General features: G+C 73.4%; 11 protein-coding genes. 3 read left to right on the top strand and 8 right to left on the bottom strand.

Annotation, left to right across the window (positions count from 1 at the left end; all coding sequences use genetic code 11):
- Positions 1-106: 106 nt before the first annotated feature.
- Positions 107-1,573 (top strand): regulator, encoded by a 1,467-nt coding sequence (locus AB0898_RS19055; RefSeq protein WP_366804105.1) that lies wholly within the window; start codon positions 107-109, stop codon positions 1,571-1,573.
- Positions 1,574-1,596: 23 nt separating this feature from the next.
- Here AB0898_RS19055 and AB0898_RS19050 read toward each other — a convergent pair whose 3' ends face one another.
- Together AB0898_RS19050 and AB0898_RS19045 are read right to left on the bottom strand one after the other, a co-directional pair.
- A complete protein-coding gene (locus tag AB0898_RS19050; RefSeq protein WP_366804104.1) occupies positions 1,597-2,973 on the bottom strand; it encodes an FAD-dependent oxidoreductase in 1,377 nt (458 codons plus the stop codon).
- Between the two features lie 149 nt (positions 2,974-3,122).
- Complete coding sequence (locus AB0898_RS19045; protein ID WP_366804103.1) at positions 3,123-4,019, bottom strand: TIGR01777 family oxidoreductase; 897 nt, start codon at positions 4,017-4,019, stop codon at positions 3,123-3,125.
- A gap of 91 nt (positions 4,020-4,110) precedes the next feature.
- Between AB0898_RS19045 and AB0898_RS19040 the strand changes: the two genes are divergently transcribed.
- Positions 4,111-4,599, top strand: coding sequence for a GNAT family N-acetyltransferase (locus AB0898_RS19040; RefSeq protein WP_366804102.1), 489 nt, complete (start codon positions 4,111-4,113; stop codon positions 4,597-4,599).
- A 15-nt stretch (positions 4,600-4,614) separates the two neighbouring features.
- On the opposite strand, the gene AB0898_RS19035 is transcribed toward AB0898_RS19040, so the two are convergent.
- On the bottom strand, positions 4,615-5,808 hold the full coding sequence (locus AB0898_RS19035) for a MarP family serine protease (protein ID WP_366804101.1): 1,194 nt from the start codon (positions 5,806-5,808) through the stop codon (positions 4,615-4,617).
- Between the two features lie 187 nt (positions 5,809-5,995).
- Here AB0898_RS19035 and AB0898_RS19030 point away from each other — a divergent pair, with 187 nt between their 5' ends.
- Entirely contained in the window at positions 5,996-6,802 is an 807-nt protein-coding gene (locus tag AB0898_RS19030) for a peptidoglycan recognition protein (protein ID WP_366804100.1), read from the top strand.
- A gap of 28 nt (positions 6,803-6,830) precedes the next feature.
- On the opposite strand, the gene AB0898_RS19025 is transcribed toward AB0898_RS19030, so the two are convergent.
- From AB0898_RS19025 to lpdA, 5 genes are all read right to left on the bottom strand, one after another.
- Complete coding sequence (locus tag AB0898_RS19025; RefSeq protein ID WP_366804099.1) at positions 6,831-7,349, bottom strand: DUF4240 domain-containing protein; 519 nt, start codon at positions 7,347-7,349, stop codon at positions 6,831-6,833.
- A gap of 117 nt (positions 7,350-7,466) precedes the next feature.
- Positions 7,467-10,169 (bottom strand): pyruvate dehydrogenase (acetyl-transferring), homodimeric type, encoded by a 2,703-nt coding sequence (aceE, locus tag AB0898_RS19020; protein ID WP_366804098.1) that lies wholly within the window; start codon positions 10,167-10,169, stop codon positions 7,467-7,469.
- Between the two features lie 243 nt (positions 10,170-10,412).
- Entirely contained in the window at positions 10,413-11,036 is a 624-nt protein-coding gene (locus AB0898_RS19015; protein ID WP_366804097.1) for a GntR family transcriptional regulator, read from the bottom strand.
- A gap of 299 nt (positions 11,037-11,335) precedes the next feature.
- Entirely contained in the window at positions 11,336-13,237 is a 1,902-nt protein-coding gene (sucB, locus tag AB0898_RS19010) for a 2-oxoglutarate dehydrogenase, E2 component, dihydrolipoamide succinyltransferase (RefSeq protein WP_366804096.1), read from the bottom strand.
- Between the two features lie 62 nt (positions 13,238-13,299).
- Positions 13,300-14,688, bottom strand: coding sequence for a dihydrolipoyl dehydrogenase (lpdA, locus tag AB0898_RS19005; protein WP_366804095.1), 1,389 nt, complete (start codon positions 14,686-14,688; stop codon positions 13,300-13,302).
- Positions 14,689-14,968: the final 280 nt, after the last annotated feature.

The raw sequence follows: 14,968 nt of genomic DNA, 5'->3' as shown, positions 1-14,968 counted from the left end.
ACTTGCTCACTCTCCGCTACATTCGCGCCGTTCGTGCGGCCGAAGGGGCTGCTCACAGGCGATCCCGGCACCTCAGGGAGCCGGAAGGCAGGAGACCGCGCCACAGATGACGGACCGACCCGCGCAGCGCACCCCCAACCGCCAGCTCGCCGCGCTCATCGCAGAGGCGGGGTTCTCCAACGCGGGTCTGGCCCGGCGCGTCGACCAGCTCGGCCTGGAGCACGGGCTGGACCTCAGATACGACAAGACCTCCGTCACCCGCTGGCTGCGCGGCCAGCAGCCCCGGGGCACCACCCCCGCGCTCATCGCCGAGGTCTTCACGCGCCGGCTCGGGCGCCGGCTCACCGCGCAGGACCTCGGCCTGGACGCGTGTGCGCCGGTGTACGCCGGGCTCGAGTTCGCGGCCACGCCGGAGGAGGCCGTGGACATCGTCGGCGGGCTGTGGCGCAAGGACTCCGGAAGCCACGCCGAGCTGCGCCGGATCGCCTTCACCCCGGCCGGGCTCGTGGTGCCCAGCCGCGACTGGCTGATCGGCAGGCCCGACGACCGGGTGGCCCGCGAGGCGGCACCCCGGGTGCCCGCGCAGGGCCGCCACGGCAGCGCGCCCGAGCGCACCGAGCCCGTCCCCGGCGCGCTCCGGCCGCCCGGGCACCCCGACCGCTCCTCCGGGCACCGGGTCACCTCCGGCGAGATCGCCGCGCTGCGCTCGGTCGGCGAACTGTTCCGCACCCTGGACGACCAGTACGGCGGCGGCCACGCCCGGCAGGCCCTGGTGCGCTACCTGGAGCACGAGTGCGAGCCGATGCTGCGCGGGGTCTACTCCGAGCAGACCGGCCGCAGGCTCTTCGGCGCCGCCGCCGACCTCACCCGGCTCGCCGGCTGGACGTCGTACGACATCGCCGCCCACGGACTCGCCCAGCGCTACTTCGTCCAGGCGCTGCGCCTTGCCCAGGCGGCGGGCGACCGGGCCTACGGCTCGTACGTGCTGGTCACCATGAGCCGGCAGGCCGTCTACCTCGGACACGGCAGGGAGGCTCTCCAGCTCGCCCGGGTCGCCCAGCAGGGCGTCGGCACGGCGGCGCCCCCGGTCGTCCAGGCGCTGCTGCACGCGGCGGAGGCGCGGGCGCACGCGGTGGTCGGGGAGGCGCGGGCGTGCACCACCGCGCTGCTGCGCGCCGAACGCGCCCTGGAGTCGGCCCGGGCCGCCGACGACGTGCCGCACTGGGCGCGCTTCTTCGACGAGGCCCAGCTCGCGGACGAGCTGGGCCACTGCCACCGGGACCTCCAGCAGTTCCGGGCGGCCGCGCAGCACGCGGAGCGCGCGCTGCGGCTGCGCGGCCCGGCGCACGCCCGCAGCCGGCTGTTCTGCCGGGTGGTCCTCGCCACCGCCCGGCTCGGCCTCGGCGAACTCGACCAGGCGTGCGCGCTGGCCGCCGAGGCGGCGGCCCAGGCGGCGGAGATGCGCTCGGTGCGCGCGGTCGAGTACGTCAAGGACTTCGAGCGCCGCCTGGAGCCGTACCGCGACGCGGCCCCGGCGCGGGGGTACCGGGAGCGGACCGCCGCGCTGGGGTGAGAGTCACACCCGCTGCCGCGGCTCTACGCCGCGCGCGGCACCGTCGCCGCCGGGTCGGCGCGGTGCAGCGAGCCCGCCGCGCCGAGGTCGGCCAGGAGGGCCGCCGCCGCGCGGTGGGCGGAGCGCAGGGCGCCCTGGACGGTGCCGGAGTCGCGGTGGTCGCCGCACACGTACAGCCCCGCCATCAGGCGCACCGGGCGGCGCGCGTCGTACGGCGGGCGCTGTGCGGGGACCGCCTCCGGGGTGTGCCGCACGGCCAGGGTCTCCCAGCGGTGCGTGGAGGTGCCGTAGAGGCGGCCCAGCTGGATGCGGACGGCGCTGTCCAGTTCGCCGTGGTCCCGGGGCGGGGTGCCGAGGACGGTGGAGGAGATCAGCACGCGTCCGGCGGGCGCCCGGGCCGGGTCCACGGTGCTGAGCACCGCCGTGTGCGCGACCGGGCCGCTCCGGTCGGCGTCGAGGAGCAGCGCGGAGCCGGTGGCGAGCGCGGGGGCCGGGTCGTCGGTGGTGTGGTGGACCACGGTCACCGGGTGGAAGTCCGGCACGCGCAGGCCGGGCAGCAGCTCGGCGGCGGCGCGGGCGCCGGTCGCGAGCAGGACCGCGCGGCAGCGGATCACGCCGTGCTCGGCGGTGGTGACCGAGGTGGTGGAGACCGAGGTGACGCGTACGCCGGTGCGCACGGTGCCGGGCGGCAGCGAGCGGGCCAGCCGGTCCGGGAGCGCCTGCGCGCCCCCCTCGGGGACGCACAGCCGCCCGCTCGCGAAGGCGTGCAGCGCCAGGTCGGCGGCCCGGCTGGAGGTGGTCAGCTCCGGGTCGCACAGCAGGGCGGCCAGCAGCGGGCGCAGGAAGCCCTCGACGGTGCGTGGCGGCAGTCCGCGCGCCTGGAGGGCCTGGGCGGCGGGCAGTTCGGGCCGGGCCAGCAGGCGTTCGACCGGGGTGGCGGCGAGCCGGTTCAGCGCGCTGCCGAGCCGGGCCCGGTCCATGGCGCCCCCGGCCGCCCCGCCCGTACGGCTCTCGCGGGCGCTTCCCGGCCCCCGAGGGGCGCTCGCGAGGGCGCGCGCGATGTGAAGTGCGCCCCTTGCGCCCCCTGTGACCGCCGGAGCACCCGCCCGGTGCCGGTGCCCGTCGCGGTGCAGCAGGACCCCGGGCGCGAAGCGGCGCAGCGGCAGCGCTTCGAGGCCGGGGGCGGTGCGCAGATCGGTCCAGGACGTGAACAGCGGCTGTCCGAGCCGGTCGAGCCGGAAGCCGTCGACCTTGTCCGTCGACATACGGCCGCCGACGCACGGATCGGCCTCCAGGACCGCGGTCGACACTCCAGCACTGGCGAGCCGACGGGCCGCCGCGAGTCCGGCGACCCCGGCTCCCACGACGACGACGTCCACCTGGTACGCGGGCTCAAGCACGAGGCCCCTCCTGTGGTTGCGCGGCCGGTGGAGACGTGATGCCCCCAACAGGCCCCGGGGATACCCGAGTTCGGGTCGAGGTTAGGGCCCGGACCGGTCAGGGGCAGTCGCGCATCGACAGGGCACGGTCGCATGGAGGTCGCATACGGTCACTCCGCCGCGCGGATCGCGTCCTCGATCCCGGGGAACGCGAAAGCGAACCCCGACTCCAACAGCCGCGCGGGCACCACCCGTTGACTGCCCAGCACATCCCCGGCCATCTCCCCGAGCACCGTGCGCAGCACCGCCGCCGGGACCGGGAACGGGGTCGGCCGGTGCAGCACGCGCCCCATCGCCTCGGTGATCTCCTGGTTGGTCAGCGGCTCGGGCGCGGTCAGATTGAACGGCCCCGACAGGTCATCACGGTCGATCAGATGCCGGAGCGCGGCCACCTCGTCGTGCAGCGCGATGTACGACCAGTACTGCCGCCCGTCCCCGAGCCGCCCGCCGAGCCCCGCCTTGAACAGCGGGAACAGCCGCCCCCACGCCCCGCCCGTGGACGCCACCACCAGACCGGTGCGCGCGAACACCGTCCGCACCCCCGCCTCCCGCACCGGCGCCGCCGCCTCCTCCCACTCCTCGCACACCGAGGGCAGGAACCCCTCGCCGGGCGGGGCGCTCTCGTCCGTGACCCGGTCGCCGGTGTCGCCGTAGTAGCCGATCGCGCTGCCGTTCACGAACACCCGGGGCGGCTCCGGCAGCGAGACGACCGCCTCCGCCAGCGTCGCCGTGCCCAGCACCCGGCTGTCCCGGATCAGCCGCTTGTACTCCGGCGTCCAGCGCTTGTCCCCGACCCCGGCCCCGGCCAGGTTCACCACCACGTCGCAGCCGGTCAGCCCGGCCGCGTCCACCGTCTGCCGCTCCGGGTCCCAGCGCACCTCGTCCTCGCCCCGCGGCTCGTGCCGCACCAGCCGGACCACCTCGTGCCCGTCGCCCCGCAGGGACCGCACCAGGGCGCTGCCGATCAGACCGGACGCGCCGGCCACCGCGATTCGCGAATGCTCCATGATCCCAGCATGGCCGTACGGCCCCCGGAAACCGGGGAGAACGGCCCACCGCGGCCGCAAGTCGCCCCCGGCCCCCGCCTACAGTCCCCCCATGACCCAGCCCCGCATACGCCCGGCCCGCCCCGGGGACGAGGACGCGCTCGCCCTGCTCGACCGCCGCACCTGGTCCACCCTCCACGCGGTGCAGCCCGCGCCCCGGCCGCCGTACCCGCCCTTCTTCGACGCGGCCCATCTGCCGCAGGACCACCTGGTGGCCGAGCTCGACGGACGCGCCGTCGGCTATGTCCGGGTCGGGCCGCCCACCCCGCTCGCCGTCAACGCGCACGTCCTGCAGATCCGGGGCCTCGCCGTCGCCGGGGAGGCACGCGGCCACGGCGTCGGCCGCGCCCTGGTCCGCGCCGCCGCCGAGCTGGCCCGCGCCCGGGGCGCCCGGCGCCTGACCCTGCGCGTCCTCGGCCACAACACCCCGGCCCGCCGGCTCTACGAGGCCGAGGGATTCACGGTCGAGGGCGTCCTCCCGGAGGAGTTCCTCATCGCGGGGGAGTACGTCGACGACGTCCTCATGGGCCGCTTCCTGTGAGATGCCCCCGGCGTCCTACGACGTGATCAGGTGCCCGGTGTCCACCGGCCGCGTCGCCTTCGCCGCCCGGGACGCATCCGAGGCGACCTCGGCCGCCGTGAGCGCGTAGCCCGTCTCGGAATCCGAGGTGGAGCGGGCGAACACCACGCCGTACACCCGCCCGGACGTGGTCAGCAGCGGTCCGCCCGAGTTGCCCGGGCGGACCGTCGAGCGCACCGAGTACACCTCGCGGGTGACCGTCCGGTCGCTGTAGATGTTCTGGCCGGTCGCCCGCACCCGGTTCGCCACCGTCGCCGCCTGGAGGTTCAGCCCGCCGTCCTCCGGATAACCCGCCACCACCGCCGAGTCCCCGCGCCGGGCACCGTCGTCGAAGCGCAGCACCGGGGCGCTCAGCCGGGGCACGTAGAGCACCGCCACGTCCTTGTCCGGGTCGAAGAGCACCACCCGCGCCGCGTACGACGGACCGACCCCGCCCACCCGCACGCTCGGCTCGTCGATCCCGGCCACCACGTGCGCGTTCGTCATCACTCGGTGCGGCGCGTACACGAACCCGCTGCCCTCGCGGCCCTCGGCGCCCGCCGAGCCCTCGATCTTCACCGTGCTCGTACGGGCCGCCTCCGTCGCCTCCGCCGTCACACTGTCCCCGCTGGGCTCGGCCACCCGGGCCGTGGACTCGTTCTCGAACGGGTTGAAGACCTGCGGGAAACCCGCCTCCGTCAGCGCCGAGGTGGCCCGCGAGAACCACACCGGGGTCGTCTCCGGCATCGCCTCCTGCACCGCGCCGAGCAGCGTCGAGTGACGGATCGCCGACGTCAGCGTCTGCGAGGGCGCCGCCGCCAGCACGCTCGCCGCCACCCACGCCACGATCAGCACCGCCACCGAGTTCGCCGCCGCGCCGCCCAGCCCGTCCGCCACCCGCAGCGCGCCCCCGCCCGTGCGGTCGATACGGCTGCGCAGCCGCAGCCCCAGCTGCCCCGCCAGCTCGTGCCCCACCACGCCCGGCACCAGCACCGTCAGCACCGCGAGCACGGTCGCCGCGGCCGACCCGCGCGTCACCAGGCCCGTCACGAAGGGCAGCGCCCAGACACCGACGGCCGCGCCGCCCACGAACCCGGCCAGCGACAGACACCCGGCCACCAGGCCGCGCCGGTACCCGGCGGCCGCGTAGACGAGGACCACCAGCACGAGCAGCACGTCGAGCAGGTCCACGAAGCCGCCTTTCTCTCGGACCCCCCAGTACGGTCGGGACGCGCCCGCTGATCAGCCGCGCGCGCCCCGGCGGGGAAACGGCACACGGGTGCGTGTACCCCCGGAAACGTCCCGGACGGGGACGATGGTTCCACCGGGTGGCACAGCACACATCGCGGACCGGGCCGGGCGATCCGACGATGGGATCATGCGTGCCACGCGAGGACCGGACGGACACAAGCGGCGCGTCCGGGTACCGGGCGCGGTGCTGCTGGTGGTCGGCTGCCTGCCCGCACTCACCACCCTGGTCGCGGTGCTGATGTTCGCCCGGGGCAGCGAGAGCATCGTCACCCACCACTCCCCCCACCCCGCCACGGTCGCCCCGCGCACACCCCCGCACCACTACGCGCCCCGCCCGGCGATCGTGCCCCGCTCCGTCTGGCTGGACGCCACCGCCCGGCACGAGCAGCCCGCCCCGCGCTACGACGACAAGGTGATCGCCGTCTTCGTCCACCACACCGACTCGCCCAACGGCTACGACTGCGCCGACGCCCCGCGCATCATCCGCGCCCTGTACGCGGGCCAGACCGGCAGCCGGCACTGGGACGACATCGGCTACAACTTCCTCGTGGACCGCTGCGGCACCGTCTACGAGGGCCGCGCCGGAGGAGTGGACCGGGCGGTCACCGGCGCCCACACCCAGGGCTTCAACCACCGCAGTACGGGCATCGCCGCGCTCGGCACCTTCACCGCCGGAGTCCCCGTCCCGCGCGCCATGACCGACGCCATCGCCGCGGTCGCCGCCTGGAAACTGGGCCTCGCCGACATCGACCCGCGCTCGCGCGTCACCCTGGTCTCCAGCAGCGGACTGAGCAGGTACAAGGCCGGTACGGCCGCCACCCTGCCCGCCCTGGCGGGCCACAACGACGGCTATCAGACCACCTGCCCCGGCGCCGCCCTGACCGCCCGCCTCCCCGCCATCAGGAACGCGGCGGCCCGCCTCCAGGGCCGGTGAGCGGTACACCGGGGAGCGGGCGGGCACCTCACTCCCCGAAGCGTTCCCACAGCACCGGATAGCGCTCCGCCAGCATCCCGTCGTTCTCGAAGTCGAACGCCGTGCCCGCCGGCTCCGCAGGGGCGGGAGCGATCCCCAGGTCGGGGGCCACCACGCCGGTCAGCCGCTCGTACGCCTCGTCGGCCGCGTACCCCAGCTCCTCGCCGTCCCCGTCCATCTCCTCGTCGAAGTCATCGAGGAGCTCCGCCAGCGCGTCCGGGTCGTGCAGCGCGCCCTCGAACACCTCCCGGCCCTGGCCGATCAGCCAGCACCGGAAGTAGTCGAAGGCGTCGTCGCTCGCGCCGCCCAGCAGAATCCACGCCGCGCCCCACAGATCCCAGCGGTAGGCGCGGTTGTAGCGGGCCTCGAAGTGACGGGCGAAGTCCAGGACCATGTCCGGGTCCAGCTGGAGCAGCTTGTCCACCAGCAGGTCGGCCTGCTCCTCGGGGTCGCCCTCGGCGGCCTCGCGGGTGGCGTCGATCAGCTCCCAGAACTCCGTCTCGTCCATCACGGCACCAGCATCGGGCCTCGGTGCGCGCCCCGCACGCGGAACGGCACGGTGAACGGCGGGAAACGACGAAGGGGCACGGCGACACGCCGTACCCCTTCAGCGGACCTCAGAAGGTCACAGACCGTACTTCTCGCGGGCTTCCTTCACCGCCGTGGCCTTGACCTCGCCGCGCCGGGCGAGCTGCGCCAGGGCCGCGACGACGATCGACTCGGCGTCCACGCCGAAGTGCCGGCGGGCCGCCGCGCGGGTGTCGGAGAGGCCGAAGCCGTCCGCGCCCAGCGAGGACCAGTCCTGCTCGACCCACTGCGCGATCTGGTCCGGGACCTGGCGCATGTAGTCGGAGACCGCGAGGACCGGGCCCTCGGCGCCCTGGAGCGCCCGGCGCACGAACGGCACCCGCTCCTCGCCGCGCAGCAGGGCCGCGTCGGCGTCCATGGCGTCACGGCGCAGCTCGGACCAGGAGGTCGCGGACCACACGTCGGCGGCCACCCCCCACTCTTCGGCGAGCAGCTTCTGCGCGTCGAGCGCCCAGTGGATCGCCGTGCCCGAGCCGAGGAGCTGGATGCGCGGGGCGTTGGCCGGGACGGTGACGCCCGCGGACTCCGCCGTGTTGAAGCGGTACAGGCCCTTGACGATGCCCTCGTCGATGCCGGGGGCGGCGGGCTTGGCCGGCTGCGGCAGCGGCTCGTTGTAGACCGTCAGGTAGTAGAAGACGTCCTGGTCCTCGCCCTCGGCGGCCTCGCCGTACATCCGGCGCAGACCCTCCTTGACGATGGCGGCGACCTCGTAGGCGAACGCCGGGTCGTACGTCAGCGCGGCCGGGTTGGTCGCGGCGATGACCGGGGAGTGGCCGTCGGCGTGCTGGAGGCCCTCGCCCGTCAGGGTCGTACGGCCGGCGGTCGCGCCGACGAGGAAGCCGCGGCCGAGCTGGTCGCCGAGCTGCCACATCTGGTCGGCCGTGCGCTGCCAGCCGAACATCGAGTAGAAGATGTAGAACGGGATCATCGCCTCGCCGTGCGTCGAGTACGCGCTGGAAGCGGCGATGAAGTCGGCCATCGAACCGGCCTCGGTGATCCCCTCGTTGAGGATCTGGCCGTTCTTGGCCTCCTTGTAGTACATCAGCTGGTCGCGGTCGACCGGCTCGTACGTCTGGCCCTTGGGCGAGTAGATGCCCAGCGAGGGGAACAGCGACTCCATGCCGAAGGTGCGCGCCTCGTCGGGGACGATCGGCACCCAGCGCTTGCCGGTCTCCTTGTCGCGGACCAGGTCCTTGACCAGGCGGACGAACGCCATGGTGGTCGCCACGTTCTGCGAGCCGGAGCCCTTGTCGAAGGAGGTGAACGCCTTGTCGGCGGGGGCGGGCAGCGCGGGCAGCGGCTGGGTGCGGCGGGCCGGGGCCGGGCCGCCGAGGGCCGCGCGGCGCTCCTGGAGGTAGCGGACCTCGGGGGAGTCGGCGCCCGGGTGGCCGTAGGGCACCTGGCCGTCGGCGAAGGCGCTGTCCGGGATCGGCAGTTCGAGGAGGTCGCGCATCGCCTTGAACTCGTCCACCGAGAGCTTCTTCATCTGGTGGTTGGCGTTCTTGGAGGCGAAGCCCGGGCCGAGGGTGTGGCCCTTGACCGTCTGGGCCAGGATCACGGTCGGCGCGCCCTTGTGCTCGACGGCCGCCTTGTACGCGGCGTAGACCTTGCGGGCCTCGTGGCCGCCGCGCGAGAGGTGGAAGCACTCGAGGATCTTGTCGTCGCTCAGCAGCTTCGCCATCTCCACCAGCGCCGGGTCGGCGCCGAAGAAGTCCTGGCGGATGTAGGCCGCGTCACGCGTCTGGTACGTCTGGATCTGGGCGTCCGGGACCTGGCGAAGGCGGCGGACCAGCGCGCCCGTGGTGTCCAGCTGGAACAGCTCGTCCCAGGCGGTGCCCCACAGGGTCTTGATGACGTTCCAGCCGGCGCCGCGGAACTGGGCCTCCAGCTCCTGCACGATCTTGAAGTTCGCGCGGACCGGGCCGTCGAGGCGCTGGAGGTTGCAGTTGATGACGAAGGTGAGGTTGTCCAGCTCCTCACGGGCGGCGAGCGCGAGGGCCGCCGTCGACTCCGGCTCGTCCATCTCGCCGTCGCCGAGGAACGCCCACACGTGCGAGGCGGAGACGTCCTTGATGGCGCGGTTGGTCAGGTAGCGGTTGAACCGCGCCTGGTAGATCGCGGAGAGCGGGCCGAGGCCCATCGACACCGTCGGGAACTCCCACAGCCAGGGCAGCCGACGCGGGTGCGGGTAGGAGGGCAGGCCGTTGCCGCCCGCCTCCTGGCGGAAGTTGTCGAGGTGGCCCTCGTTCAGCCGGCCGTCGAGGAAGGCGCGGGCGTAGATGCCCGGGGAGGCGTGGCCCTGGATGTAGAGCTGGTCGCCCGAGCCGTCGCCCTCCTTGCCCTTGAAGAAGTGGTTGAAGCCGGTCTCGTACAGCCACGCGGCGGAGGCGAAGGTGGCGATGTGGCCGCCGACGCCGTATTTGCTGCCACGGGTGACCATCGCGGCCGCGTTCCAGCGGTTCCAGGCGGTGATCCGGGACTCCATCGCCTCGTCACCGGGGACGCCCGGCTCGGCGGCGGTGGGGATGGTGTTGAGGTAGTCCGTCTCGACGAGCTTCGGCAGGCCGATGCCGTCCGCCTCGGCACGCTCCAGAGTGCGCCGCATCAGGTACGCGGCGCGATGCGGGCCCGCTTCCCTGGCGACGGCGTCCAGGGAGGCCCGCCACTCGGCGGTCTCCTCGGCGTCGCGGTCCGGGAGCTGGTCGAGCGCGCTCTGCTGGATGGCGTTGGGGTCGGTCATGTCGCCGCCTTCCTCAGTCGAAGGGGGGTGTTCTCATGGTTGAGAACTTGGGGGTGCCCTTGGTCTTTGGCAGGACAGGGCCGTCGAGGACTGTAACTCCCTGATCGATGATCGATCAAAGGTTTGGGGGTGAAAACCCCGTCTTTGCGCGAAAGTAGGCACCCGGTGTCTTTTGGACAGGCACGGGGTGCCGTGTTTTCGACCGGTTTCCGGGTCCGTTTCCGCAGGTGAGCGGGGTACGGCTCAGGCGCGGGGCGCGCAGCCCAGCACGTGCGCCTTCACCAGCTCGGCGATCCGGGGGTCGCGGCGCTTGAACGCCTCCACCAGCTCCTCGTGCTCCTCCGCGTACGACTGCTGAACGGTGCCCAGCCAGCGGATCGACAGCGCCGTGAACACCTCGATGCCGAGGCCCTCCCAGGTGTGCAGCAGCACGGAGTTGCCTGCGGCGCGCACCAGTTCGCGGTGGAAGCCGACGGTGTGGCGGACCTGGCCGGTGCCGTCGGCGGCCTGGTCGGCCTCGTACAGGGCGGCTACGTGGGGCTCCAGGGCCGAGCAGTCCGCCGCCAGGGCCTCGGCCGCGAGTTCGGCCGCTATGGCCTCCAGGCCGGCCCTGACGGGGTAGCTCTCCTCCAGGTCGGCCGCCGTCAGGTTGCGTACGCGGACGCCCTTGTTGGGGGCCGACTCGATCAGGCGCAGGGTCTCCAGTTCGCGGAGTGCCTCGCGGACCGGGGTCTGGCTGACCTCCAGTTCCGTGGCGATACGGCGTTCCACGATGCGCTCGCCCGGTTGCCAGCGGCCGCTGACGATGCCCTCCACGATGTGCTCGCGGATCTGTTCGCGCAGCGAGTGGATTACGGGCGCGGTCATTCTGGGCTCCTTCGCGAGGGGCTGGCTTTTAGACAATAAGGGGGGTGTGAGTATGTCGGGGCGCGGACAAGGGTGCTTTTGCCCAGGTGAGACGAGTTGCACAGGGTGTTTTCGAGGGGTCTCGCCGTGGGGGTGTCGGTTTGGGGGTGGGTGCGGCGGCGTCGTGGCTGGTCGCGCAGTTCCCCGCGCCCCTGAGGGAGTGACAGTTGCCCTGCGCCGACAAGCGCACGTTCCTCCGGTCCGGGAACGGCGAAGCCCCCCTGTCCTTCGACAGGGGGGCTTCTGCACAGGCCAGGGAGTTACAGGCCGAGCTCTACCTCGAACTCGCCCGCTTCCAGGATCTGCTTGACCGTCGTCAGGTAACGGGCCGCGTCGGCGCCGTCGACCAGGCGGTGGTCGTAGGAGAGGGTCAGGTAGGTCATGTCGCGGACGGCGATGACCGTGCCCTCCTCCGTCTCCAGGACGGCCGGGCGCTTGACCGTGGCGCCGATGCCGAGGATCGCGACCTGGCCCGGCGGCACGATGATCGTGTCGAACAGGGCACCGCGCGAACCGGTGTTGGAGATGGTGAAGGTCGCGCCGGACAGCTCGTCCGGAGTGATCTTGTTGGCGCGGACCTTGCCGGCCAGCTCGGCCGTCGCCTTGGCGATGCCCGCGATGTTGAGGTCGCCGGCGTGCTTGATGACCGGGGTCATCAGGCCCTTCTCCGAGTCCACCGCGATACCGACGTTCTCGGTGTCGAAGTAGGTGATCGTGCCCTCGGCCTCGTTGATCTTGGCGTTGATGACCGGATGGGCCTTCAGCGCCTGCGCGGCGGCCTTCACGAAGAACGGCATCGGGGAGAGCTTGACGCCCTCACGGGCGGCGAAGGAGTCCTTCGCCTTGCCGCGCAGCTTCATCAGACGCGTGACGTCGACCTCGACGACCGAGGAGAGCTGGGCCTGCTCCTGGAGCGCCTTGACCATGTTGTCGCCGATGACCTTGCGGATGCGGGTCATCTTGACGGTCTGGCCGCGCAGCGGGGAGACCTCAAGGGCCGGGGCCTTCTTCGCGGCGGCCGGAGCGGCGGCGGCCGGAGCCGGAGCCGGGGCGGCGGCGGCCTTCGCGGCCTCGGCGGCGGCGATGACGTCCTGCTTGCGGATACGGCCGCCGACACCGGTGCCCTTGACGCCGGCCAGGTCGACGCCGTTCTCGGCGGCGAGCTTGCGCACCAGCGGGGTCACGTAGGCGCCCTCGTCGGTCGCCTGGGTGGCGGTCGGGGAGGTGGGCGCGGTGGCCGGGGTCACCGCGGCCGGAGCCGGGGCGGCCGGAGCGGCCGGGGCCACCGGAGCCGGGGCGGCAGCGGCGGGCGCGGCCGGAGCGGCGGGGGCAGCGGCGGCGGGCGCGGCCGGAGCCGGAGCCGGAGCGGCCGGAGCCGCGGGGGCGGCCGGGGCCGGGGCGGCGGCCGGGGCCGGGGCGGCGGCCGCAGGGGCGGCGGGCGCGGGGGCCGGGGCGGCGGGCGCGGCCGGGGCAGCGGCGGCGGGGGCCGGGGCGGCCGGAGCCGGAGCGGCGGCGGGCGCGGCACCGGCGACACCGATGACGGCGAGCTTGGCGCCGACCTCGGCCGTCTCGTCCTCGCCGACCACGATCTCCAGCAGCGTGCCCGAGACGGGCGCCGGGATCTCGGTGTCGACCTTGTCGGTGGAGACCTCGAGCAGCGGCTCGTCGGCCTCGACCGAGTCGCCGACCGACTTCAGCCAGCGGGTGACGGTGCCCTCGGTGACGGACTCACCGAGCGCGGGCAGGACCACGTCGGTGCCCTCGGCACCGCCGGCCGGGGCGGCGGGCGCCTCGGCGGCCGGAGCGGCGGGGGCGGGCGCGGCCGGGGCCTCGGCGACGGGCGCCGGGGCGGGCTCGGCGGCCGGGGCCGCGGGGGCCGGGGCCTCGGCGGCGGCCGGGGCGGGCGCCTCGGCGGGGGCGCCGGAGCCGTCGTCGATCAGGGCCAGCTCGGCACCCACCTCGACGGTCTCGTCCTCGGCGACCTTGATCGAAGCCAGCACGCCGGAGACGGGCGAGGGGATCTCGGTGTCCACCTTGTCGGTCGACACCTCCAGCAGCGGCTCGTCGGCCTCGACGCGCTCGCCCTCGGCCTTCAGCCAGCGGGTGACAGTGCCCTCGGTGACGCTCTCACCGAGCGCCGGAAGGGTTACGGAAACCGCCATGGTTTCGGTTGCTCCTTAAGGAATTGCGGAAGTCTGTGTCGTCGCGCCCGAGGGCCGATGGCTCAGTCGTGGGCGTGCAGCGGCTTGCCGGCCAGCGCCAGGTGCGCCTCGCCGAGCGCCTCGTTCTGCGTCGGGTGGGCGTGGATGAGCTGGGCGACCTCGGCCGGCAGCGCCTCCCAGTTGTAGATCAGCTGGGCCTCGCCGACCTGCTCGCCCATGCGGTCGCCGACCATGTGGACGCCGACCACGGCACCGTCCTTGACCTGGACGAGCTTGATCTCGCCCGCGGTCTTCAGGATCTTGCTCTTGCCGTTGCCCGCCAGGCTGTACTTCAGGGCGACGACCTTGTCCGCGCCGTAGATCTCCTTGGCCTTGGCCTCGGTGATGCCCACGGAGGCGACCTCCGGGTGGCAGTACGTCACGCGGGGGACACCGTCGTAGTCGATCGGGACGGCCTTCAGACCGGCCAGGCGCTCCGCCACCAGGATGCCCTCGGCGAAGCCGACGTGCGCGAGCTGGAGGGTCGGGACGAGGTCACCGACGGCCGAGATGGTCGGCACGTTGGTGCGCATGTACTCGTCGACCAGGACGTAGCCGCGGTCCATCGCGACGCCCTGCTCCTCGTAACCCAGGCCCTGCGACACCGGGCCGCGGCCGACGGCCACGAGCAGGACCTCGGCCTCGAACTCCTTGCCGTCGGCGAGGGTGACCTTGACGCCGTCCTGGGTGTACTCGGCCTTCTCGAAGAAGGTGCCCAGGTTGAACTTGATGCCGCGCTTGCGGAAGGCGCGCTCAAGGAGCTTGGAGGAGTTCTCGTCCTCGACCGGCACCAGGTGCTTGAGGCCCTCGATGACGGTCACGTCGGCGCCGAAGGACTTCCAGGCCGAGGCGAACTCGACGCCGATGACACCGCCGCCGAGGATGATCGCGGACTTGGGCACGCGGTCCAGGACGAGGGCGTGGTCGGAGGAGATGATCCGGTCGCCGTCGATCTCCAGGCCCGGCAGCGACTTCGGCACGGAGCCGGTCGCGAGCAGGACGTGACGGCCCTGGATGCGCTGGCCGTTGACGTCCACGGAGGTGGGGGAGGACAGCCGGCCCTCGCCCTCGATGTACGTCACCTTGCGCGAGGCGATCAGACCCTGGAGGCCCTTGTAGAGGCCCGAGATCACGTCGTCCTTGTACTTGTGGACGGCCGGGACGTCGATGCCCTCGAAGGTGGCCTTCACACCGAACTGCTCGCTCTCGCGGGCCTGGTCGGCGATCTCGCCCGCGTGCAGCAGGGCCTTGGTGGGGATGCAGCCCCGGTGCAGGCAGGTGCCGCCGACCTTGTCCTTCTCGATCAGGGCGACGTCCAGGCCCAGCTGCGCTCCGCGCAGGGCCGCGGCGTAACCACCGCTGCCACCGCCGAGGATCACTAGGTCGAAAACGGTGCTGGCGTCGTTCGCCACGTCACGTCCTCCATGCATGTGCGCCGTACGCCGGTCGTCGGTGACCGGCAGGCGGCTGGTGTCCGGCCGCTTGATGCTTCGGCCCTCGGGTGGGGCCCTGTCCTGCCGGGCTCCATCTTTGCACTTGTCCGGGGTGGTCCATACGCCGGGCCGGGGTGTGAGACGTCCCACGTCCGCTCCGGGGGCGCACGCAGATCGGTGCGACGGTAACGACGCTGGTGAAGGAGGTGAAGACCTATGCCACGCCGCGGCTCGCCGACTACCTCCGCGAGAGCCGCCG

The organism is Streptomyces sp. NPDC005435 (genome assembly GCF_040703155.1).
Lineage (GTDB): Bacteria > Actinomycetota > Actinomycetes > Streptomycetales > Streptomycetaceae > Streptomyces.
Note: the sequence above shows the minus strand (reverse complement) of the source record. Positions and strands in the feature narration are given on the sequence as shown.